The organism is Musicola keenii (genome assembly GCF_014855505.1).
Taxonomy (GTDB): Bacteria; Pseudomonadota; Gammaproteobacteria; order Enterobacterales; family Enterobacteriaceae; genus Musicola; species Musicola paradisiaca.
In genome coordinates this window covers 477,382-500,493 of the sequence record NZ_JAAWVW010000001.1, presented here as the reverse complement: position 1 = coordinate 500,493, position 23,112 = coordinate 477,382, and the positions used below count along the sequence as shown (strand labels likewise).

Annotated in this window: 25 protein-coding genes; 6 read left to right on the top strand and 19 right to left on the bottom strand. The window is 55.1% G+C overall.

What is annotated here, in order from left to right; translation table 11 throughout:
- The 8 genes from HEP82_RS02270 to HEP82_RS02235 form a co-directional block, all read right to left on the bottom strand.
- The coding region (locus HEP82_RS02270; RefSeq protein WP_004202223.1) for a GTP-binding protein at positions 1–124 on the bottom strand (124 nt) is incomplete at its 3' end.
- 71 nt (positions 125–195) lie between these two features.
- Positions 196–2,310 carry an elongation factor G gene (gene fusA, locus HEP82_RS02265; protein ID WP_192456591.1) on the bottom strand — a complete coding sequence of 705 codons (2,115 nt, stop codon included), beginning with the start codon at positions 2,308–2,310 and terminating at the stop codon, positions 196–198.
- A gap of 90 nt (positions 2,311–2,400) precedes the next feature.
- Positions 2,401–2,871 (bottom strand): 30S ribosomal protein S7, encoded by a 471-nt coding sequence (gene rpsG, locus HEP82_RS02260; RefSeq protein WP_012764035.1) that lies wholly within the window; start codon positions 2,869–2,871, stop codon positions 2,401–2,403.
- A gap of 96 nt (positions 2,872–2,967) precedes the next feature.
- Positions 2,968–3,342, bottom strand: a complete 375-nt coding sequence (gene rpsL, locus HEP82_RS02255) for a 30S ribosomal protein S12 (protein WP_012764034.1) — start codon at positions 3,340–3,342, stop codon at positions 2,968–2,970.
- Between the two features lie 136 nt (positions 3,343–3,478).
- Positions 3,479–3,766, bottom strand: coding sequence for a sulfurtransferase complex subunit TusB (gene tusB, locus HEP82_RS02250; protein ID WP_192456590.1), 288 nt, complete (start codon positions 3,764–3,766; stop codon positions 3,479–3,481).
- 9 nt (positions 3,767–3,775) lie between these two features.
- A complete protein-coding gene (gene tusC, locus HEP82_RS02245; RefSeq protein ID WP_192456589.1) occupies positions 3,776–4,135 on the bottom strand; it encodes a sulfurtransferase complex subunit TusC in 360 nt (119 codons plus the stop codon).
- A gap of 20 nt (positions 4,136–4,155) precedes the next feature.
- Positions 4,156–4,545 (bottom strand): sulfurtransferase complex subunit TusD, encoded by a 390-nt coding sequence (tusD, locus tag HEP82_RS02240; protein ID WP_192456588.1) that lies wholly within the window; start codon positions 4,543–4,545, stop codon positions 4,156–4,158.
- Positions 4,545–5,267, bottom strand: coding sequence for a helix-turn-helix transcriptional regulator (locus HEP82_RS02235; RefSeq protein WP_023638110.1), 723 nt, complete (start codon positions 5,265–5,267; stop codon positions 4,545–4,547). Before HEP82_RS02235 ends, tusD begins: the two co-directional genes overlap by 1 nt.
- A 198-nt stretch (positions 5,268–5,465) precedes the next feature.
- On the opposite strand from HEP82_RS02235, the gene eptA reads away from it, so the two are divergent.
- Genes eptA through pmrB form a run of 3 tightly spaced genes read left to right on the top strand, consistent with a single transcriptional unit; the run spans position 5,466 to position 8,859 of the window.
- Entirely contained in the window at positions 5,466–7,112 is a 1,647-nt protein-coding gene (eptA, locus tag HEP82_RS02230) for a phosphoethanolamine transferase EptA (protein WP_192456587.1), read from the top strand.
- Positions 7,109–7,777 (top strand): two-component system response regulator PmrA, encoded by a 669-nt coding sequence (pmrA, locus tag HEP82_RS02225; protein WP_192456586.1) that lies wholly within the window; start codon positions 7,109–7,111, stop codon positions 7,775–7,777. The genes eptA and pmrA overlap by 4 nt, the downstream gene beginning before the upstream one ends.
- The gene (gene pmrB, locus HEP82_RS02220) at positions 7,774–8,859 is read left to right on the top strand and encodes a two-component system sensor histidine kinase PmrB (protein ID WP_192456585.1); all 1,086 of its coding nucleotides are present in this window, start codon (positions 7,774–7,776) and stop codon (positions 8,857–8,859) included. Before pmrA ends, pmrB begins: the two co-directional genes overlap by 4 nt.
- Positions 8,860–8,995: 136 nt before the next feature.
- Here the strand turns inward: pmrB and HEP82_RS02215 are convergent, their stop codons facing one another.
- From HEP82_RS02215 to HEP82_RS02195, 5 genes are read right to left on the bottom strand one after another with little or no spacing between them, the layout of a single operon-like run.
- A complete protein-coding gene (locus HEP82_RS02215; RefSeq protein ID WP_192456584.1) occupies positions 8,996–9,766 on the bottom strand; it encodes an amino acid ABC transporter ATP-binding protein in 771 nt (256 codons plus the stop codon).
- Positions 9,763–10,743, bottom strand: a complete 981-nt coding sequence (locus HEP82_RS02210; protein ID WP_192456583.1) for an amino acid ABC transporter permease — start codon at positions 10,741–10,743, stop codon at positions 9,763–9,765. The genes HEP82_RS02215 and HEP82_RS02210 overlap by 4 nt, the downstream gene beginning before the upstream one ends.
- Complete coding sequence (locus tag HEP82_RS02205; protein ID WP_192456613.1) at positions 10,740–11,627, bottom strand: ABC transporter substrate-binding protein; 888 nt, start codon at positions 11,625–11,627, stop codon at positions 10,740–10,742. The genes HEP82_RS02210 and HEP82_RS02205 overlap by 4 nt, the downstream gene beginning before the upstream one ends.
- A 20-nt stretch (positions 11,628–11,647) precedes the next feature.
- The gene (locus HEP82_RS02200) at positions 11,648–12,442 is read right to left on the bottom strand and encodes a deaminated glutathione amidase (RefSeq protein ID WP_192456582.1); all 795 of its coding nucleotides are present in this window, start codon (positions 12,440–12,442) and stop codon (positions 11,648–11,650) included.
- Positions 12,443–12,445: 3 nt separating this feature from the next.
- Positions 12,446–13,408 carry a substrate-binding domain-containing protein gene (locus HEP82_RS02195; protein WP_192456581.1) on the bottom strand — a complete coding sequence of 321 codons (963 nt, stop codon included), beginning with the start codon at positions 13,406–13,408 and terminating at the stop codon, positions 12,446–12,448.
- A gap of 145 nt (positions 13,409–13,553) precedes the next feature.
- Between HEP82_RS02195 and HEP82_RS02190 the strand changes: the two genes are divergently transcribed.
- Positions 13,554–14,912 (top strand): aminotransferase-like domain-containing protein, encoded by a 1,359-nt coding sequence (locus HEP82_RS02190; RefSeq protein ID WP_192456580.1) that lies wholly within the window; start codon positions 13,554–13,556, stop codon positions 14,910–14,912.
- A 183-nt stretch (positions 14,913–15,095) separates the two neighbouring features.
- On the opposite strand, the gene fkpA is transcribed toward HEP82_RS02190, so the two are convergent.
- Complete coding sequence (gene fkpA, locus HEP82_RS02185; RefSeq protein WP_012764021.1) at positions 15,096–15,932, bottom strand: FKBP-type peptidyl-prolyl cis-trans isomerase; 837 nt, start codon at positions 15,930–15,932, stop codon at positions 15,096–15,098.
- 205 nt (positions 15,933–16,137) lie between these two features.
- On the opposite strand from fkpA, the gene HEP82_RS02180 reads away from it, so the two are divergent.
- Positions 16,138–16,356: a SlyX family protein gene (locus HEP82_RS02180; protein WP_192456579.1), complete on the top strand. Its 219-nt coding sequence runs from the start codon at positions 16,138–16,140 to the stop codon at positions 16,354–16,356.
- A 29-nt stretch (positions 16,357–16,385) separates the two neighbouring features.
- On the opposite strand, the gene qhpR is transcribed toward HEP82_RS02180, so the two are convergent.
- Together qhpR and HEP82_RS02170 are read right to left on the bottom strand one after the other, a co-directional pair.
- Positions 16,386–17,429, bottom strand: coding sequence for an AraC-like transcriptional regulator QhpR (qhpR, locus tag HEP82_RS02175; RefSeq protein WP_192456578.1), 1,044 nt, complete (start codon positions 17,427–17,429; stop codon positions 16,386–16,388).
- 143 nt (positions 17,430–17,572) lie between these two features.
- The gene (locus HEP82_RS02170; protein WP_192456577.1) at positions 17,573–18,574 is read right to left on the bottom strand and encodes a phosphotransferase enzyme family protein; all 1,002 of its coding nucleotides are present in this window, start codon (positions 18,572–18,574) and stop codon (positions 17,573–17,575) included.
- Positions 18,575–18,909: 335 nt separating this feature from the next.
- Here HEP82_RS02170 and eat point away from each other — a divergent pair, with 335 nt between their 5' ends.
- Entirely contained in the window at positions 18,910–20,277 is a 1,368-nt protein-coding gene (eat, locus tag HEP82_RS02165) for an ethanolamine permease (protein ID WP_192456576.1), read from the top strand.
- 70 nt (positions 20,278–20,347) lie between these two features.
- Here the strand turns inward: eat and slyD are convergent, their stop codons facing one another.
- The 3 genes from slyD to kefB form a co-directional block, all read right to left on the bottom strand.
- On the bottom strand, positions 20,348–20,947 hold the full coding sequence (slyD, locus tag HEP82_RS02160) for a peptidylprolyl isomerase (protein ID WP_192456575.1): 600 nt from the start codon (positions 20,945–20,947) through the stop codon (positions 20,348–20,350).
- A gap of 106 nt (positions 20,948–21,053) precedes the next feature.
- The gene (locus tag HEP82_RS02155; protein ID WP_012764015.1) at positions 21,054–21,248 is read right to left on the bottom strand and encodes a YheV family putative zinc ribbon protein; all 195 of its coding nucleotides are present in this window, start codon (positions 21,246–21,248) and stop codon (positions 21,054–21,056) included.
- Between the two features lie 55 nt (positions 21,249–21,303).
- Positions 21,304–23,112: a glutathione-regulated potassium-efflux system protein KefB gene (gene kefB, locus HEP82_RS02150; RefSeq protein WP_192456574.1), complete on the bottom strand. Its 1,809-nt coding sequence runs from the start codon at positions 23,110–23,112 to the stop codon at positions 21,304–21,306.

The window sequence follows — 23,112 nt, the reverse complement described above, 5'->3', positions numbered from 1 at the left end:
CACCGTAGGTTTTAGCCAGAACAGTGGTGATGGCAGCGGTCAGCGTTGTTTTACCATGGTCAACGTGGCCGATAGTACCGACGTTAACGTGCGGCTTTGTACGTTCAAATTTTTCTTTAGACACGGCTATATTCCTTACTCAAATGCTCTTTCCTGACGGAGAGAGCACGGGATCAATGTGTTGTTAAACCCGAATTACTTACCACGGGCTTCAATAACGGCCTGGGCAACGTTGTTCGGCGCATCATCGTACTTCAGGAACTCCATGGAGTAAGAAGCACGACCTTTGGTCAGAGAACGCAGCTGAGTTGCGTATCCGAACATTTCAGACAACGGAACTTCAGCGTGAATCACAACGCCAGTAACGTTGGATTCTTGACCACGCAGCATACCACGACGGCGGCTCAGGTCACCGATGACGTCGCCAGTGTTCTCTTCCGGCGTTTCTACTTCAACCTTCATGATCGGCTCAAGCAGAACAGGATTCGCTTTACTGAACGCGGCTTTAAAGGCGAGAGACGCGGCCAGTTTAAACGCCAGTTCAGAGGAGTCAACGTCATGGTAAGAACCGAAGTGCAGACGCACGCCGAGATCAACCACCGGGAAGCCAGCCAGCGGACCGGCTTTCAGTTGTTCCTGGATGCCTTTATCAACGGCTGGGATGTATTCCCCAGGAATCACACCACCTTTGATATCGTTGACGAACTCATAACCTTTCGGGTTTGAGCCCGGCTCCAGCGGATACATATCGATAACGACATGACCATACTGACCACGACCACCAGACTGCTTGGCATGTTTACCTTCAATATCGGTAACTTTAGAGCGAATCGCTTCACGGTAAGCAACCTGCGGTTTACCCACGTTTGCTTCCACGTTGAATTCACGCTTCATACGGTCAACGATGATGTCGAGGTGCAGCTCACCCATACCCGCGATGATGGTCTGGTTAGATTCTTCGTCAGTCCACACGCGGAAAGACGGGTCTTCTTTCGCCAGACGGCCCAGAGCCAGACCCATTTTCTCTTGGTCAGCTTTGGTTTTCGGTTCTACCGCGATAGAGATAACCGGTTCCGGGAATTCCATACGTTCCAGAATGATCGGGTTGTCCGGGTCACACAGGGTATCACCGGTAATCACGTCTTTCAGACCGATAGCAGCTGCGATATCGCCCGCACGAACTTCTTTGATCTCTTCACGCTTGTTGGCGTGCATCTGAACGATACGGCCAAAACGCTCACGCTCAGATTTTACTGAGTTCAGTACGGTATCACCGGAATTAACCACACCAGAGTACACGCGGAAGAACGTCAGGTTACCCACAAACGGGTCGGTTGCGATTTTGAACGCCAATGCAGAGAAAGGCTCATCATCGCTAGCGTGACGCTCAGCCGGCGTATCTTTACCGTCGTCCAGCATACCGTTGATTGCCGGTACGTCAGTCGGAGCCGGCAGGTAATCGATGACGGCGTCCAGCATTGCCTGTACACCCTTGTTCTTGAACGCAGAACCACAGGTTACCAGGATGATTTCATTGTTCAGAACACGCTGACGCAAAGCACCTTTGATTTCAGCTTCAGTCAGTTCCTCACCACCCAGATATTTCTCCATCAGCTCTTCAGAAGCTTCTGCGGCAGACTCGATCAAATTCTGGTGCCATTCAGCGGCCAGATCCTGCATATCAGCAGGAATATCTTCATAAGTGAAGGTAACGCCCTGATCAGCTTCATTCCAGTTGATAGCTTTCATTTTCACCAGGTCAACCACACCGGTGAAGTTTTCTTCTGCGCCGATAGCCAACTGCAACGGAACCGGGTTCGCACCCAAGCGCACTTTAATCTGATCAACAACTTTCAGGAAGTTCGCGCCCATACGGTCCATTTTGTTAACGAACGCAATACGCGGAACTTTATATTTGTTTGCCTGACGCCATACGGTTTCAGACTGCGGCTGAACACCACCTACCGCACAGTAAACCATGACTGCGCCATCCAACACACGCATGGAACGTTCTACTTCGATAGTGAAGTCAACGTGCCCCGGGGTGTCGATGATGTTGATACGGTGCGGTTCATACTGCTTAGCCATACCAGACCAGAAGGCGGTGGTCGCAGCGGAGGTAATGGTGATACCACGCTCCTGTTCCTGCTCCATCCAGTCCATAGTGGCAGCGCCATCATGAACTTCACCGATTTTGTGGTTCACACCGGTGTAGAACAGAATACGTTCAGTAGTAGTGGTCTTACCGGCGTCGATGTGTGCGCTGATACCGATATTACGATAGCGCGCAATGGGTGTTGTACGAGCCATTTGTTTCCTCTATTCCTAGGGCGTTCAAAGTAGTAAACCCGGGCGGTCAGCTTTGAAGCGCCCGCCGGGTTATTAACGTCTACGCAGGGATTACCAGCGGTAGTGAGCGAACGCCTTGTTGGCTTCAGCCATACGGTGAACGTCTTCACGTTTCTTCACAGCAGTACCTTTGTTGTCTGCTGCATCAGAAAGTTCGTTCGCCAGGCGCAAAGCCATGGATTTATCACCGCGTTTACGAGCAGCTTCAACGATCCAACGCATAGCCAGAGCATTGCGACGAACCGGACGAACTTCAACTGGAACCTGATAAGTAGAACCACCAACACGGCGCGACTTAACTTCGACAGTCGGGCGCACGTTGTCCAGCGCTGCTTCAAAGGCTTCCAGGTGGTCTTTACCAGAACGCTGAGCCAGGGTCTCCAGCGCGGTATAGACGATTGTTTCTGCAGTAGATTTTTTACCATCTACCATCAGGATATTGACAAATTTAGCCAGCAGTTCTGATCCGAACTTCGGATCCGGCAGAATTTTACGCTGACCGATGACGCGACGACGTGGCATGGAAATACTCCGTTGTTAATTCAGGATTGTCCAAAACTCTACGAGTTTAGTTTGACATTAAAGTTAAAACGTTTGGCCTTACTTAACGGAGAACCATTAAGCCTTGGGCTTCTTCACGCCATATTTGGAACGGGATTGCTTACGGTCTTTAACACCAGAGCAGTCCAGCGCGCCACGTACAGTGTGGTAACGCACACCTGGCAAGTCTTTAACACGACCGCCACGGATCAGGATCACGGAGTGCTCCTGCAGGTTATGACCTTCACCACCGATATAGGAGGTAACTTCAAAACCGTTGGTTAAACGAACACGACATACTTTACGCAGTGCAGAGTTCGGTTTTTTCGGAGTGGTGGTATATACGCGAGTACATACGCCACGTTTCTGCGGGCAAGCTTCCAGCGCAGGAACGTTGCTCTTAGCAACCTTCCTGGCGCGTGGTTTGCGTACCAGCTGGTTAATTGTTGCCATTAAAAACTCCTGGTTTTTTGCATTTTGCTTCGTAAACACGTAATAAATCGACCCATATCAGCCCAAAGGCGGAATATAGGGACGCAGAATTTTAGGGCTGGCCGGATAAGGAGTCAAGAAATATACAAAAATGGAATTACCAAGCCAGTTGCCGGGCGTGTTTAACAGTTAATTGCACAAATTCAGTATAGTCGATGAGCTGAATTTCAGTTGAAATTTGGTTCCCTAAACCACGCGCGTCAATATCAGACTGCAACGCATAAACTCGCGCGCCAGACTGCTGTAATCGGGACAAAACCGATGCCGCGCCAAGCGCCGCGATCACGCCATCCTGCAACAACAGCAGCGCATCACCAGCACCCAGGCTGTCCAGCAAGGCATCGATATCGGTTTGGTAGGGGGAGTGAGAGAACGTATGCAACATGTCAGGCCCTTAGAATGTCAACACGGCATCATAGGTATTCAATGCGGAGCGCCAGGCGTCCGGCGCCAGTAATTCCACGTCCAGCACCCAATTGGTATCTTCCGGAATTCCACGCCGTTGCAGCGATGAACGGCAGAGATAACAACGCTCGACATCATACAATGGCAGAACACCAAATGTGGCGATGTAGTTGCGCATCAGAATGAGATCCGGCTGTTGATGCGGCAACAGTTGCAACACACCGTCCGAAATAAAGAACACGCCTATCTCGTCCGTCAACGCCGACATCGCCAGCAATGCATCCAGGCCTTCTCGTCCTGCAGCGCTACCGTGGGGAGGTTGGGTAAAAACGAATGCAACACGCTTCATCGTCAGAGGGCCTCTTCTGGTCAGAACTGGACGACACGATCGCAGGTCAGCACCGATTGCGACAACTCGCCCAACCCGCTCAACACAAACCCCGGCTGCAGATTATCTGCGGGAAGTCGCAGTTGATCCGCCTGTTGACGATCGGTGATACCGCGCCGCAGCGCCGCCGCCACACACACATTCAACGCCACCGAATGTTCGCGGGCTAGTTGTCGCCAGGCTCGCACGAGATCAAACTCATCATTGGCCGGGGAAGTGAGTTGATTGGCATTCAACACACCTTCTCGATAGAAAAAAACGCTTTGCAATACATGCCCCGACGCCAGCAACGCTTGTGCAAACTGAAAAGCGCTACTGGCCTGCTGGGTGCCATAGGCAGGGCCGGTGACCAGCAGACAATAGCTCAGCATCAGCGGTCGTGCCCGCTGAAATCACCGCTTTTGAATTGGCGGATATAGAGGTAAACCGTGTGCTTAGAAATGTTCAGGCGATCGGCAACCTGATTAATGGCATCCTTGATATCGAAAATACCTTTTTCGTAAAGGTTCAGCACAATTTGCCGGTTCTTGGCATTGTTGGACACATTACGGTCGGCATTGACCTCTTCGATAGTGAACTCCAGCGTCTGAGCGACCAGATCATCCACCGAGGAGGCAAAATTAACTGACGAAGCCACTTCCTTGATTTCCGGTGGCATAAAGGTCTGCATGATCTGCGAAAAAGGCACATCCAGATTCATATTGATGCACAACAGCCCAATCACACGTTGCTCGCGGTTACGAATGGCAATTGTGACCGATTTCATCAGTACGCCGCTTTTAGCTCGGGTGAAATAGGCTTTTGAAACGCTACTGTCCTCCCCCGCCATATCATGCAGCATACGCAGCGCCAAATCGGTAATTGGCGAACCGATCTTACGGCCAGTGTGTTCACCATTAGCGATACGAATTGCCGAACACTTCAGGTCATCAAGCGAATGCAACACAATCTCGCAATGATCGCCGATCAGCATCGCCAGACCATCGACCACCGCCTCATAGGATTTCAGGATTTCGTAATCCGTTTGCGTAAACGGACGTTCATCCAGCATATCAAGATCACCGGATTCGCCGTTAACAAGCGAAGTAGACATGGCAGACACCACCCTCAACGTCATCATAATCAATCGTCCCGACAGGCCTGCCAGTCTAACAAAGAAGCCTGACGTCGTCCCTTTATTTCATGGCGGATGATTTTACCGCGCAGGTATACATTTCTTAAGGTTGACTTAATTTATGCTCCCCAAAAATGCTCTACAATTTTCTTTTTTTGCATGGATGTCATGGTCGTAATGCGTAAATTACCTTTCTCTTTCTCTCGTCCCACCTGGAGCAGCCTCACCTACAATCTGGTGTTCACTGCCTTTATCACTGCCATACAGAACATCGCTTATTATCGCCAGGTTATGCATTTGGTCGCCATCGACTCTTGGCGTGAAGTGGTTTTCGTCATGACCATGCCGATTGTCATCTTCGCTGTGCTGAATATTCTGCTGACGCTGCTCTGTCTGCCCTGGCTGCGTCAGGGCGTACTGGCGATATTGTTGATTGCCGGGGCTGCCGCCCAATATTTCATGATCAGCTACGGCATTATTATTGATCGCACCATGATGCAAAATATCTTTGAAACCAATCTGGCAGAGTCCATGGCGCTGGTGACGCCGCAATATATTATCTGGCTGCTGCTGACCGGCGTACTTCCCGCTCTGCTCGCGCTGTGGATCCGGATAAAACCGGCATCGCTGACCTGGCTTACTGTCGGCGCTCGCCTCTTTAGCGTCATGGTTTCGGTTATCGCTATCCTGCTGGTCGCCACCTTTTTCTACAAAGATTACGCCTCGCTGATGCGCAATAATAAAGAGCTGGTGAAATCCCTCACGCCCAGCAACTTGATTTTGGCGAATATTTCCTACTATAAACATCGCGCAGAAGCCAACCTGCCGCTGGTACAAATCGGTCTGGACGCACATCAAAAACCGGCGGCGGCCAATGCAGCGAAAAAGAACCTGCTCGTCCTTATCGTCGGAGAAACATCCCGGGCCGGTAATTTTTCACTGGGTGGCTATGCCAGGCCCACCAACCCCCTGTTGACCAAAGACAACGTCATCTACTTCGGGCAGACGTCCTCTTGCGGCACGTCTACCGGTGTATCGGTTCCTTGCATGTTTTCCAATATGCCGCGCTCTGGCTACGACGAACAACTCGCCAGCCATCAGGAAGGGTTGCTCGATATTCTGCAACATGCGGGGGTTAATGTGCTGTGGCAGGAGAACGACGGAGGCTGCAAAGGCGCCTGCGATCGTGTTCCCAACCGCGACGTTACCAAATTGAATACGCCGGGGCTGTGCAGCGGTGGCGACTGCTACGACGACATCCTGTTCGATGGGCTGGAAAACCACATCAACCAGTTGAACAGCGACGGCATTATCGTTCTGCACACCATGGGCAGCCACGGGCCGACTTATTACCAACGCTATCCAGACGCATTCCGAAAATTCATGCCAACCTGTGACACTAATCAAATCCAGACCTGTTCGCAGGAAGAATTAATCAACACCTACGACAATACCGTGCTTTACGTAGACTATATTGTTGATAAGGCGATAAACACGCTGAAAACGCATCAGGATAAATTTAACACTGCGCTGGTCTATCTTTCCGACCATGGCGAATCGCTGGGAGAAAACGGGGTTTACCTGCACAGCATGCCGTATTCGGTAGCCCCCGAACAACAGACCCATGTTCCCATGTTGATGTGGCTGTCCAGTGACTACCAGCAACAGTTTTCTATCAATGATACCTGCATGCGGAGTAACGCCAGCCAGCAGCGCTTTTCTCAGGACAACCTGTTTCATACCGTTCTGGGGATGTTTGACATCGAGACTACCGAATATCAGGGCCGGCTTGATATTCTCCAACCGTGTCGGGGCCATTCATGAAACTTTTGATTGTTGAAGACGATGCATTGTTACAGGAAGGATTACTGCAGGCGATGCGCAACGAGGGTTACATCTGTGATTGCGCCACCACCGCCAAAGAGGCCGATGCGCTGATCAACAGTGCCCACTACAGCCTTATTGTGCTTGACCTGGGGCTGCCGGATGGCGACGGCCTGACATTGCTGACGCGCTGGCGCAACAATCAACATTCTCAGCCGGTGCTGATCCTCACCGCGCGCGATACGGTGGACGAACGAGTCACCGGCCTCAACATCGGTGCAGACGATTACATGATCAAACCCTTTGCGCTCTCGGAACTGCTGGCGCGGATTCGCGCCCTGATCCGTCGCCATCAGGGCTCCAGCGAAAACCTGATTCAGGTCGACAACATTACGCTCGACCTGAACAGCCAGCAGGTGATGCTCGACCGCAAACCGATTATTCTCACTCCGAAAGAGTTCGCCATTCTGTCCCGGCTGATTCTGAAGGCCGGCACGCAAGTACATCGCGAGGTACTGCATCAGGACATCTACAACTGGGATGACGATCCTTCTTCCAACTCGCTGGAAGTCCACATACACAATCTGCGCCAAAAAATCGGTAAAAACCGTATCAAGACCCTGCGCGGCTTCGGTTATCTGTTAACCAAGGATGACCAACAATGACCACTGTCTCAGAAGGACACACCGCCAGTATCAGAACCCGGCTGATTCTGACACTAGGCAGCATCCTGCTGGTTTGCCAAGTCTTAAGCGTGGTCTGGCTGTGGCACGAAAGCGAAGAACAAATTGAACTCCTGGTTGAACAAACGCTGACGGCGGAAGACCACAACAATGATATTCAGCTAGAAATCAATGAAGCCATCGCTTCGCTGACCATCCCCAGTCTGGTGATGATCATCGCCGCGCTGGTTATGAGTACCCATGCCATCAACCGCATCACCCAGCCATTGCTAACGTTACAGGATGAGTTGCAACAACGGTCGTCAGAGAATCTGGAGCCGCTAAAACAGCGCAGCGATGTCACCGAAATCGCTGCGGTCATCACCAGCATGAACCAGCTTTTTGTCCGTTTCAGCGAATCCTTACGCCGCGACCGGCAATTCGCCTCGAACGTTGCGCACGAACTGCGCACCCCGCTGGCCGGCGTCCGGTTGAGCCTGGAACTGCACGAACAATTACACCATATCGACTGCCAACCGCTGATAAAGCGCGTCGACTACCTGACCAAAGTCATCGAACAGCTTCTGTTGCTGGCCAGAGTCGGAAACGCGCTTGCCGCCGGGCATTACGACAACGTATCGCTGGTCAACGATGTGATTACGCCCAAACAGGAGGAACTGCTGGAAATGGCGGCGCTACGGCATCAGCAGCTTGACTGGCAATGGGACACCGCGGAGGGAACGGTACCGGGCAATACAACCCTGCTCCAACTGCTACTGCGAAATCTGGTGGAAAACGCTTATCGCTATAGCCCGGAAAGCAGCACCATCCGGGTACGGATCATGCATCCTGACAACGATAGCTGCGAATTGCGGGTCGAAGATGAAGGCCCCGGCATTGACGAGGCCCAGGTAGGCGAACTGACCAAAGCGTTTGTCCGCATGGACACGCGCTACGGTGGGATCGGGTTGGGCTTGAGCATCGTCACTCGTATCGTCCAACTGCACCACGGCGAATTCTTTCTTGAAAACAGGAAGGATTGCAGCGGCACCTGCGCCCGCGTGGTGCTGCCTACGCATGTCTGACTCTGGGCCGGGCCACGCCAAATGACGGTGAGTGCGGCCAGCCAACGCGGAAGAACTTCCGGCCTGCCGATATTGTCTTGAGCAACGCTATCAACAGGCCGGAAGTGGACACACTCGGAATCAACCGATATCCCGGTCAAATAAAACGACTAAGGAACGCCTGAGTACGCGGGTGACGAGGATTACTCAGCACCGCTTCAGCGCTGCCTTGCTCCACCACCACACCCCCGTCCATAAATACCACTCGATCGGCCGCTTCCCTGGCGAAACCAATTTCATGGGTAACGACGATCATCGTCAGTCCCTGCTCCGCCAACGTGCGCATGGTGGCCAGAACCTCCCCCACCAGCTCCGGATCGAGCGCCGACGTCGGTTCGTCAAACAGCATCAACCGCGGTTTGACTGCCAGCGCGCGGGCGATCGCCACCCGTTGCTGCTGGCCGCCGGACAAATGGCGAGGCCAGGCGTCAACCTTATCGCTCAGCCCAACGGTAGTTAGCAGTTCTTTCGCATAACGAACCGCTTCCTCTCTGGGCTGTTTATGCACGCCGATCGGCGCCTCGATAATATTCTGCAGCACGGTCATATGGGGATACAGATTGAACTGCTGAAACACCATGCCGATCTCCTGGCGCTGCCGTGCGATACGGCGGGGCGACAAACGATGCAGGCGGCCGTGTTTCAGTTCGTAACCAATCTGTTCTTCCCCCACCATGATCGAACCGGCGTCCATATCCTCCAGGTGATTGATACAACGTAAAAACGTCGATTTACCCGAACCGGAAGGCCCCAGAATCACCACGACTTCACCTGGATAAACATCCAGATCGATCCCTTTCAGGACATCATTATCGCCATAGCTTTTCTGGACATTGCGGGCACGTACCAACGGCGTGATATCGCTCATGCCTCCTCCTTCTTCATCCAGGGCTGCCCAGCCGCGGCAGACACGCGCTCCTGTTCCAGGCCCGACGTTTGTCGCCGCTTGCCGACCGACACCGTGCGGCGTGAGCCACGGGCATAATAACGTTCGATCGCCGACTGGCCGACATTCAGTATCGAGGTAATCAGCAGATACCAGATCACCGCCACCATCAACATCGGAATAATTTCGAAGGTTCGGTTATAGATGGCCTGCACCGAATACAGCAGGTCGCCCATCGCGATGACGCTGACCAGTGAGGTCGCTTTGATCATGCTGATTAACTGGTTGCCGGTCGGCGGGATAATGGCGCGCATCGCCTGGGGAATAATAATGCGACGCAGCGCCCGCACCCGGCTCATACCGAACGCCTGCGTGGTTTCTATCTGCCCTTGATCGACCGACAGCAGCCCGGCGCGGATAATTTCTGCCATGTAAGCTGCCTCGTTCAACGCCAAACCGGCGATAGCAGCAGTCAGCGGCGTAATCAGGTCATTGGTTTTCCAGCTGATGAACGTTGGGCCAGTAATGGGGATCGCCAACGAAATGGTCGGAAACAGCGTGGACAGGTTGTACCAGAAAATCAGTTGTACCAGCAGCGGCGTGCCCCGGAAGAACCAGATATACAAACCGGACAACCCACTCAGCAAGCGGTTGTCCGACAAGCGGGCCACCGCCAACAGCAACCCCAGCGCAACGCCGAGCAGCATGGCGATAACCGTCAGCCCCAGCGTGACCTCCAGCCCTTTCATCACTGAACCTTCGGTAAACCACTGCACCACCACTTGCCATTCAAAGTTGGGGTTGGTCGCCACCAGCCAAAAGAAGTCGGCGGCGACCAGCGAAACCACAATCCAGGAAACCAGACGCCCATAGCGCGGCGCGCTGTGGGCAAACGCCACGTCACGCGCTTTTACATCAGCATTTTCGCTGGTTCGAGAATCCGTGGCGTCGTCAATCATTTTGCCGCCCCCTTCGCCAGATTCACTCCCGGTTCGGCGATAGTGTTATTGTCCAGCTTCCACTTTTTCATGATGGCGGCGTAAGTCCCGTTCTTGAACAGTTCCTTATAGGCGTCCAGCAGCACTTTCCCCAGTTGCGAATCCTTCGGCACCACCGAGCCCTGGAAAATATCGCCGAAACCGTTTTTCTTGCCGACGGCGGTCAGTTCAAGCTGGCCGTTGGCCTGATCCACAAAATACACCAGCGGAGCCTGAGAAGAGAAAAATGCATCAGAGCGCTTGGATCTTACGGCCAAAATCGACGAAGGCTGATCCGTAAACGATTGCACGGTGACAGCGGGTTTCCCGGCATCGGTACAGATTTGAGACTGTTTGCGGATCACCTGCTCGGCGGAACCGCCAGCCATCACCGCGATACTCTTGCCACAGGTGTCATCCAACCCATTAATTTTTTGTGGATTGCCTTTCTGCACGGCAAACACCACGAACTCCTGTACGTAGTCGATGAAGTCATTCTCTTTTTGACGATCCGGGTAATCCCCCACCGGGCCAATCGCCATCTGATACCGGCCGGACTTAATCCCCGCCAGCACCCCGGACAGACCGCTTACCGTCGCATGTTCAATCTTGACCCCCAGCAATTGTCCCACCGCTTCGGCCAGATCGGCGCTGGCGCCATCCATCTCGGTCGGGCTTTTGACAATTTCATACGGAGGGAAAGAACCGTTATTAACCGCAACGATTTTCCCGGCTTGTTTGATATCGTCCGGCAGACGATCGTGCAACGCCTGATCCATCTTCTGTACCGGAATACTTTCGGCGGCATAGCCGACGCCAGTCACCATTCCCAGAGCCAAAGCCAGTGCGTAGGCACTCTTCTTCATCATAAATATCTCCCTGTCTATTATTGGGTGTTTAATTCAGGACGAGCAAAACGACGATTCTTCAACACCGGCAACGCATCACGCGCCGAGGCGATACGTGCCGGATCAAGCTCAGCAATCACCAACGCCGAACCTTCAGCAGCTTTAGCGATAGACACGCCCAGCGGATCCACCACCATACTATTACCAATATTGCGCGGCCCGCATTCACCGACCGCCACCATATAACAGGTATTCTCCAGCGCGCGAGCAGTGACCAATACGTCCCAGTGCATCTCTTTAAGCGGCCCTTTTACCCAGGCGGCCGGCAGCACCAACACATCGGCGCCATCCAGCACCAGCCGGCGAGCCAGTTCAGGGAAACGCACGTCATAACAGGTCATCAATCCCACTTTCATCCCTGCGACATCCACCAACGGCGGCACCACATCGCCTGGCGTCACTCGTTGCGACTCCTGCATAGAGAAGGCGTCGTAAAGATGCAATTTGTCGTAGCGGGCGACAATCTCGCCATCACGGATGGCAATCAGCACATTCAACGCGCGATGGTTCTCCGTCGGCACATGCACGCTCATCATGGTCGTCAGCTTATTACCGCGGCTGGCCGCCAACAGCTGGCTGACGAACGGGCCATCCAACGGTTGCGCCGCTTTCAGCACCAAATCCGGATCGGCGATATCGCGCGCCAGAACGCCTTCCGGCATCACCAGTAGATCGGCGCCGGCCTCAAGCGAACGGGCCATCAGCGACAAACAGATGTCGGCGTTTTCCTGCCATTCACGACTGACGGCAAACTGTCCCATGGCGACTTTCATGTTTTAGGCTCCCTGAGAGGCAAAGGCCGGAAATATGACTTCCGGCGTCAGCAATGTAGCGGTGATCTCTTGCTCATAGAGTTCACGGGCGAAATCGGCAATCATTTTGCGATTGGCGTCAAAACCATTGTCATTCCAGTTAGCCGGCAGATCCTGCGCGGTGCGACGCAGATCGTCCAACAGCCATGGCGTGGTGTCCGCATACTTCTCACGCTTCTGCTGCCAAACCCGGGCGGACTGCTCAATAAGCTGGCTCAGCTCCCCCGGCAGCCACGGCAGCGATTCGACCAACGCCGGTTTGATACCCAACATATGAATACCCGGCACATAGCCTACGCGGCGAAAATAGGCCAGTTCGGCTTGACGGAAATCAGCCTGTACCTGACGTAACCCGGACTCCGGCAAGAAGAACCCCTGCGGCATGAACGGGGTGAAGACGGCGTCCAACTCGCCGGCGTGCAGCAATTCGATCAGCGGACGCTCACCCGGCGCAGCTTCAATACGACCGGGACGGCCAAACCGCCCCAGCCGATCGACAATAGGATGATCCTCCGTCAGTCGCCCTGCATACCAGTGCACATCCTCAATACCCACGCCGACTTCCCGCAGCAAGGCGCGCGTCCAGGTATTGCCGGAATCCTGCCAACCGGTCACACCGATGCGCCCGCCTTTCAACTGCTCCAGCGAGGTAACGGGATTATCTGCGGTGGTGATAATGCAACGCTGACGAAACCCCCGCATCAGAAAATGGGGTACGCCCAGCAATGACGTATCACCTTTGGCACGTGCCTGCGCATAACGGCTAAAAGACACTTCACCGGCATCGTAATGCTCGCTGGTGGCCAGATCGTCCACCAACGTATTCACCCGGTGTACCTCGATGTGGAATCTTTCCGACCTGACGTCGCCGAGCGCCAGTGGCGTGAAATAGTCCCAATCCCGAACTGCCAGTCTGATTGTTATCATTATATTTTTTCCTTACTTTCCCGGTGTTGCGCACAACCCACATCTAAGCAGATCGTTTTGCATCCAAATAACGCTTGAATTTGATACTATGGCGATAGCATTATCTGTACAATAATTTATTTGTTACTGAACAAAGTTTTTTCTTATGAAAAAAACACTGGATTCAGCCTGGTTGGCAGAACAGATTGATGATGCCTCGACCAAAGGGATCGCTCAGATTACCGCCACCTTGATTCGCGAAGGGCGCATTCCTATCGGCACTCAACTCCCCGCAGTGCGGGAGCTGGCTGAACGCCTGGGTGTTAGCCCGGCGACAATTTCCGCCGCCTGGGGGCAGTTAAAACGGCAAAAAACAATCGCGGGGAAAGGGCGCAGCGGTGTCTGGGTTTGTGGCGATCACGCCACGCCCCGACCGGTACGCTTCGAGAAGATCGGTAATTACGGCAATGGTATTCAGGCTGATCTGGCGATGGCATGCCCGGATCCGCAATTACTGCCCGATTTACAGGAGGCCATGCAACAGGGGGTTCGCTCCAGCAAGTTGAACAGCTATCAACGCGATCTGATCACGCCGACGTTGCGTCAGGCGCTGGCACCGCACTGGCCGTTTCAGGCACAGGCGTTCATGGCTACCGACGGCGGCTTCGACGCCATGAACCTCATCATCCAGACACTGGTGTCGCCGGGCGACAAAGTCATGATTGAGGATCCCACCGCGACCCGGCTGCTGGATATGCTGGATAACGTCGGCGCCGAGTTGCTGCCATTGGCCTGCGACGAGCAAGGGCCACAGCCCGAGATCCTGGAAATGCAGTTGAAGAAATCGCCGGTCATGTTTATCTACCAACCGCGCACCCACTCCGCCGCCGGGCATACCGTCAGCGAAAGCCGCAGCGCCGAACTGGCGCGCCTGCTTGCCGATAGCGCCACCCTGGTGGTAGAAGACGACGGCATCGGCGAACTGTCCGCCTGGCCGGTCTGGAGCCTCGGGCGTTACTATCCGGAAAGAACACTGCACGTCCGCTCGTTTTCCAAAGCCTACGGCCCTGATTTACGGCTAGCGGTACTGTCCGGCCCGGAATCGCTGGTCAAACGTCTGCAATCGTTTCGTAACTTCGGCGCCAGCTGGACCAGCCGCATTCTGCAGGATGCCGTCGCCTGGATGCTGACTGACCCGGCAACCCAACGCAAACTGCAACGGGCCCGCGACTGCTACGCCGATCGCCGCCGCCAGCTGCTGAACGCACTGGCCCAGCGCGGCATGCTCCTGCCCGACCGCGACGGACTGAGCATTTATCTTCCGGTCGAATCCGAACAGTTCGCCATGATTACTCTGGCCGCACGCGGCATCGCCGTCTTGCCGGGCGAGCGTTGCCGTTGCGGCAGTGCACAGTTTATTCGCGTCAGCACGTCAATGCTGAACAAAGAGCAGGTGGAAAGCATTGCCGATGCGCTTGTCCTCGCCGCCGGCATGGAAATAGGCGGGCACCACGCCGACCTCTGATCGCATTGCGATACGCTGCGCGTGTTGGGCCATGGACAAGAACATGCTGTCAGATGACGAGCATCAGCCATATCGCGTGTTTTTTTCAACGACACTAACGTCAGCCCGCAGAATAACGGGCGGAATCCCTGCCATAAAAAAACCGCAGACTTTCCTGCGGTTTTGTTCCAACGTCCAGGCTAATTACTGGGCGCTTTTCTTGGCTTTGGCGTCAGCCGGTTTTTCACCTTTGGCATCAGCCGCCTTGTTCGCCGTATCGGACTTGATATCCAGCAACTCAACATCAAACACCAGTGTGGAGTTGGCTGGAATGCCCGGAACGCCGGATTCACCGTAAGCCAGTGACGGCGGGATAACCAGCTTGATCTTGCCGCCTTTCTTCACATGCTTCAGGCCTTCGGTCCAGCCCGGGATCACGCCATCCAAACGGAAGGACAACGGCTCGCCGCGTTTGTAGGAGTTATCGAACTCAGTGCCGTCCACCAGCGTACCTTTATAGTTTACAACCACGGTATCGCTGTCTTTCGGCGCTGCGCCGGTACCTTCTTTATCCACCTGATACAGCAGGCCGGATTCGGTTTTCTTCACGCCTTTGTCTTTAGCGAATTCATCACGGAACTTGGTGCCTTTATCCGCATTGTCCTTGGCGTCCTGCTTCATCTTGGCCTGTGCCGCTTCTTTCACGCGGCCTTCAAACGATTGCAGGGTCTTTTCGATATCTTCGTCGGACAGCTTGCTCTTATCTGCAAACGCATCCTGAACCCCTTGAATCAGCAGTTGTTTGTCCAGCTTGATGCCGAGTTTTTCTTGTTCTTTCAGAGAATTATCCATATAACGCCCCAGAGAGGCGCCCAGAGCGTAGGCCGCAGCCTCTTCATCGCTCTTAAATTGTGCAGCTGGCGCTTTCGCGGCATCCGTGGCAGCAGCGACAGGTTTTGCGGCTTCTTCAGCCATCGCGCCGGTATTCAGAGCCAGGGTCATGGCCGTTGCCAACAAAGTGACTTTAAACAGTGATTTCATCCATCTCTCCAACATCCGGAGCAATGTTCTCCGGCAAGCATTGACATTCCGACAGCTACTATAAAGTCGCGCACAAAGACAATACAACGACTGTCGGCATTATAGGGAGAAATCCGTGATCGCGCCTCATACAGACCGGTTTTGCTACCAGAAATTTACGCTTTCTGACAAACTCTGGCGGTAAAAATGAAGAGAGGTATTCAGGATGTCGCAACAACAGCTGGAACAGCGAATTGAACGACTGGAAAGCCGCCTGGCGTTTCAGGAACTCACTATTGACGAGCTCAACCAGACGGTGGTGCAGCACGAGCTGGAAATGACCCGCCTGCGGGAGCAACTGCGTATGCTGGTGGAAAAACTACAGGCGGCGTCGACATCCATGATCGCCTCGCAATCCGAAGAAACGCCGCCGCCGCACTACTGACTCTCCCCCGCCCGCGCCGGGCACGGGCATCACGCCTTGCGCCACTGCCGCGGGCTGATGCCGAACCAACGGCGAAATGCGCGGGAAAACGCGCTGACTTCGGAGTACCCCAGCAGAAACGCCATTTCAGAGATAGAAAGCTGGCGTTGCTGGAGATAATGGGTCGCCATCTCACACCGCACCTTCTCCACCAGCTGGGTAAAGTTGATACCCTCCTCTTTCAACCGGCGTTGCAGCGACCAGCTGGACAGGCCGATATTTTCCGCCACCTCATCCAGCGAAGGCTCCCCTTGCGGCAATATCTGACGCAAGCGGGCACGCGCCATATCCACCACGCTCTGCTGATGCACATCGCCATTCAACTGACGCAGCGCATCCTGAACCAACAATTGCAGCAATGGATCGTGATCCGGCATGGCCCTCAGCAGATCGCGCTTAGGTATCAACAATGAATTAAACGGTTGATCGAAATAAACTGGCGCATCGAACACTTTGCAGTGCTCATGCCACTGTTCCGGACGAGGATGCTCAAAATGTACCTCTCTCGGCGCCCAGGACTTGCCCGCCGCATGGCGAATCAGGTTGAGGATCATCCCCAACGTCAGCTCGGCATCCTGACGGCAGTGCAGAATTGCGCCGTGCCGCACCTGATAGTCGAAACGCCAGCAGTCCCCTTTGTCCACCAGGCGAATCAGGGTGTCATGCTGATGAAGAGGAAAGGCATTGACTACGTTATGCAATGCCTGCTCCAGAGTGGCACTGCATAACCCAACATAGCCTATCAACCCGAGCGCCTGCGGCTTGAACTGCCTGCCGTAGTGCAAACCGAAATTATTGCAATCCGAATAGCGGGCCGCTTCCTCCAACACCCGGCAGTAATTGACCAATCCCAGACTGAGGGTCGGGCAGGTCAACAGTTCAGGGTCGACGCCGCTGACGCCGAGAATACGGTCGGCGTCGCCGCCCTTCTCGCCGATGAACCCAGCCAGGCCGGATGCAGCCGCCGCCAGGATACCGCGATGCCCGATGGAAAGATCCGCCATCGGTGGAAGTCGAAAAGACGTGGTTTCCATGATCCCTGCCTCACACAATCAACGGAATAGCAAAAGCTAGCAAGTTCCATACCACTCACAACACATTGATTTTCAAGAATCATAAAAACAAAAAAGCACCACTGCGGGACAGTGGTGCGCTGAAGTGGTGCACAACCGGCGATTCAGGCGCCGACGGGCAACGCCCGCCTTTCGAGATAACGCTGGCATAACCGAACGGTATGCGCGCTCCACTGTTCTCCCAGACTGACAGCCTGTTCCGTCTGGCGGTGAGAGCCGACCCAGGCCATCAGTTGGATCCGGCGCTGGATCAGCAACGACGGAATGACCGCCAGATCGGCATCATTCAGGGAACATACGCGCTGATAGCCGTTGAGCCACCCGTCCACCCAGGCTGGCGCGCTGGGATGATGTTCGACAAAGCTGATCGCGGCAGCCAGATCGTGCAAATACCAGCCAAATCCGCAATCGTCAAAATCGATCACCCGGGTTTCACCCCGGTGCAATAGCAGGTTGGTCAACCGCAGATCGGCATGAATCAGACCGTAACGCTGGCTGTCTTTCCCATAGACAGCAACGGCGTCGCCCACCTGTTGCAGCGTTTCCTCGATGACGCCGTGATCGGACACGGACAAATTCGGCGCATCCTGCCAGCGGCCCCAGTGACTTTCCTGCCCCACCATGGTGTCATGATCCCAGATGATTCGGCGAAAACCGGCCGGTTGCGTCCAGCGGCGGCTATGTTGGTGCAGGCGCGCGGTAATCATCCCCAACTGTTCAAAGGCGCCGGCGTCCACCTCCGTGGTGGGCATTTCACCGTCAATCCAGTGGAACAGCACCACGTTACGCTGTGTACCGTCCGCCAGCGTCACCCGTTGCACGGTTTCGCCGTCCAGCCCGCGCAACGGCTCCGGCACCATAATTCCCTCTTCACGCAACGCGGTAAGCCACTGCAGTTCGCAGGCAATCTCCTCGCACTGGTGATATCCCGGACGGTGAATACGCATCGCATAGCGTTTACCGCCCGCCTCCAGACGGTAGGTCGCGTTTTCCGAACGGCACAACAGGGTCAGTTTGCCCTGTAACGCGGGCGGATAGCGTTTCATCGCCATCCCGGCCAGATGCTCCAGCGTGGTGTTGTCAAGCGTATCGTACTGTTCTGCCATAGTGTCGTCTCAATCCTGAACTCAATTACGAAGAAGTACCTCACTGTCCCTCAGCATGAAACGGCGGCCTAAACCGCGCTTGACGTCACAAAACCGGGAGTTGACCGCGCACGACATCCCGGCAGGCACGGCATACGGTTTGACCGCAGGACGCAAAAATCACCGCGCAGATGTCAAGTCTCCAGCCTTATCCCGGCGGCATTATCGGAACCTTGCGGAAGTACCGGGCGTGTCCCGTCGCAGAAGAGTCAAAAGAAAAGCGTGTTTTTTAAACTTAAACAATGGGTTACATGGATGCTTACGCTTCTGACCCACCTTTTGTATGGGAGACAGTCATGACAATGCAGTTGAAACCCACCCTAGGTACGCTTCATTTGTGGGGCATTGCCGTCGGCCTGGTCATTTCCGGCGAATATTTTGGCTGGAGCTATGGCTGGGGCGTCGCCGGCACGCTTGGTTTTCTGATCACCACACTGATCATCGCCGCCATGTATACCTGTTTTATTTTCAGTTTTACCGAGCTGACCACCGCCATTCCTCACGCTGGCGGTCCGTTCGCCTATAGCCGCCGCGCCTTCGGCGAAACCGGCGGCCTGATTGCCGGCATGGCGACGTTGATCGAGTTCGTGTTCGCACCGCCGTCGATCGCCATGGCCATCGGCGCATACCTCAACGTGCAATATCCGTCGTTGGATCCGCGTTACGCCGCCGCTGGCGCCTATGTGATCTTCATGACGTTGAATATTCTGGGAGTGAGGCTGGCGGCGATGTTCGAGCTGTTTGTCACCGTGCTGGCGGTGATCGAACTGCTGGTGTTTATGGGCGTGGTGGCGCCGGGCTTCAGCATCAGCCACTTTGTGGCCAACGGCTGGGCCGGCAGCGATAGCTTCGACAGCCCAGCCATTTCCGGCATCTTCGCCGCCATTCCTTTCGCCATCTGGTTCTTTCTGGCGATTGAAGGAGCTGCTATGGCGGCCGAGGAAGCCAAAGATCCGCAACGCACCATTCCCAAAGCCTACATCAGCGGCATCATTACACTGGTGGTGCTGGCGCTCGGGGTGATGATCATGGCGGGCGGTGTGGGTGACTGGCGCACCTTGTCCAACATCAACGATCCGCTGCCGCAGGCGATGAAAGCGGTGGTAGGTGAAAACTCCGGCTGGATGCACATGCTGGTGTGGATCGGGCTGTTCGGGCTGATCGCCAGTTTCCACGGCATCATCCTCGGCTATTCCCGCCAGTTCTTTGCGCTGGCCCGCGCCGGCTATCTGCCCGCCGGGCTGGCGAAACTGTCCCGCTTCCAGACGCCGCATCGCGCCATTCTCACCGGCGGCGTCATCGGTATCGCCACTATCTTCAGCGATAGCTGGATCAACCTACAGGGACTCAGTCTGACCGCCGCGATGATCACCATGGCGGTATTCGGCGCCAACGTCATGTATCTGATGAGTATGCTGAGCCTGTTCCGCCTGCGCCGTACCGAACCGGGTCTGCATCGCACCTTTTACGCACCGGGCTATCCCATCATCCCGGCTATCGCACTGGTGCTGTCCGTCGTGTGCCTGTTAGCCATGCTGTGGTTTAACCCGGTGATCGGCGGCCTGTTCATCGTGCTGATGCTGGCGGGTTACAGTTACTTCCTGATGACCCGCAGCCAGCGCGACAACGCGCCGCAGGATGCAATGCTGATGGGAAAAGAGTGATTTCGGCCGTACCGGAGACACAAAAAAGGCCGCGAATGCGGCCTTTTTCATACGTTGCGATGTCGGGCAATCAGTGGCAACCACAGCCGCCATTACCGCCGCAACCGCCTTTGCCATGTTCATGACCGTGGTCATGGTCATGGCCACCGCAGCAACCATCGTGGTCGCCATGACCGCCGCAGCAGCCGTCGTGATCGTGGTCGTGAGCACCATGAACGTGGCCATGGGCCAGCTCTTCTTCGGTCGCTTCGCGAATCGCCACGACTTCCACGTTGAATTTCAGGTTCTGGCCGGCCAGCATGTGGTTGCCGTCAACCACAACGTGTTCATCCTGAACTTCAGTGATTTCCACCGGTACCGGCCCTTGGTCGGTTTCCGCCAGAAAACGCATGCCTACCTGCAGTTCGTCCACGCCCATGAAGACGTCTTTCGGTACGCGCTGTACCATATTTTCATCATATTCGCCGTAGGCGTCGTTCGCGCCGACGCTCACATCGAAACGTTCGCCGACATCACGGCCTTCCAGCGCCTTTTCCAGGCCGGAAATCAGCGAGCCATGACCATGCAGATAGTCCAACGGTGCGCTCACCGGAGACTCATCAACTAATACACCATCTTCTGTACGTACCTGATAGGCCAGGCTGACCACCAGGTCTTTTGCTACTTTCATGATATCTCCTAGCGTTGGAAATCGATTTGGCGCAAATTGTAGCGGAAAAATACGCCCATGTACTGTCCGGGGTAAAAAATCACGCGGACTGTCGCACAGGCGACGCTTACTGCGGACGGAAAATCCCGATCAGCCGATCGGAAGCCGCCTCTTCCGGTTTCTGACCGGCCTCAGGCTGACGCTGACGGTAGCCGCAACGCACACACACCACCACGTCCTGCTCGTCTTCCCGGCCCACAGCCAGCGTATCCTGCGAGTGGCACTGGGGACACACCGCCCCGGCGATAAAACGTTTTCGCATATCACAATCCGCCTTTGTCTACTTCAGCCCGGTTTCGCACGGGGCGAAACACGGCTTAATACTCATCCCAGTCATCCGGGCGCCAGCGTTCGCGTTGCATCTCGCGTTCGAAAATATCTTCCAGCTCGCGTCGTGCTTCCTTAACACGGGAAATCTGCGAAACATCGCCCATATGTTGGGGCATCAGTTCACGCAACATACGCATATCCAACCGTCGAAAGTGCTGTTGGGCACGGTAAGCCTGATGAGGGTGCACACCAAGCGAAATCAGCGTCTTACGCCCAAGCTCCAGGGCGCTGGAGAATGTCTCGCGCGTGAACTGGGTCACGCCGGCCTGCAGCAGCTCGTGCGCTTCCACACGCCCCCGGGCACGCGCCAGAATGGTCAGGTGCGGAAAATGCTGTTGGCAAAGGCGCACGATGGTCATTGAATGTTCCGGATCGCTGCACGTAATAACCAGCGATTCCGCCTGCTCTGCGCCGGCTGCACGTAGCAACTCCAGTTGTGTCGCATCACCGTAATACACCTTATAACCATATGCTCGCATCAGCCGCACTGCGCTGATATCCCGATCAAGTACGGTAATGCGCATCTTGTTCGCCATCAGCAGGCGGGCGACGACTTGCCCGAAACGACCGAATCCCACGACGATTACCTGTGGTTTATCGTCCTCCACATAATGGGCCTCATCATCGTGCTCTTCCTGATGGTTGAAGCGGCGCTTCAAGATCCGATCGATCACCTGCATCAACAAGGGCGTCACCATCATCGACAGCGTGACTGTCACCAACAGCAACGGCAACTGATTGCCTTTCAAGACTTTATGGGCCGCCGCCGCGGAAAACAGCACAAAGGCGAACTCGCCACCCTGGCTCAGTACACCGGCAAACTGCATCCGCTCAGAAGAGCGCAACCCATACATACGCGCCAGCAGGTAGAGAATCGCCCCTTTCACCACCACCAGGATCACCACCGCGGTCAGTACCAGCAAAATATTGGCGTACAGCACCCCAAGATTGAGCGACATGCCCACCGAGATAAAAAACAGCCCCAGCAGCAGCCCCTTGAAGGGCTCAATGGCGATTTCCAGCTCGTGACGATATTCACTTTCCGCCAGCAACACGCCAGCCAGAAAAGTCCCCAACGCCATCGACAGACCCAGCGCTTCCATGAACATTGCCGAACCCAGCACCAACAGCAGCGCGGCGGCAGTAAACACTTCCCGTACCCCAGAAGCGGCGATAAACCGAAATAACGGACGCACCAGATAACGGCCGCCCACCAGCATGCCGGCAAACGCCGCCACCTTGAAGGCTATCTGCCGCCAGTCCCCCAATTCGCCCTGCACGCCAGCCAATACCGGGATCAACGCCAACGCCGGGATCACCGCCAAATCCTGAAACAGCAACACGGAGAAACCCAGTTGCCCCGATTCACCGCGGTGCATGCTCTTTTCACGCATCAGTTGTAACGCAATCGCAGTGGAGGACATCGCCAGACCGATACCGCCGATCAGCGCCGCCTGCCAGGAAAACTGGTTGACATACAACACGCCGCCCAACACCGCCGCGCTAAGCACTACCTGCGTGGCGCCGGTACCGAAAATGGAACGCCGCAAACGCCACAGCTTGGCGGGCTCCAGCTCCAGCCCGATGATAAACATCAGAAATACCACCCCCATTTCGGAGAAATGCAGGATAGCTTCCACATCGCGAATAAACCCCAACCCCCACGGCCCGATGGCGATCCCGGCCATCAGGTACCCCAGCACCGCGCCGATGCCGAGGCGACTGGCTACCGGCACCGCCAATACGGCGGCGAACAGAAACAGAACGATCGCGCTTAATACGGCTGACGACTCCAT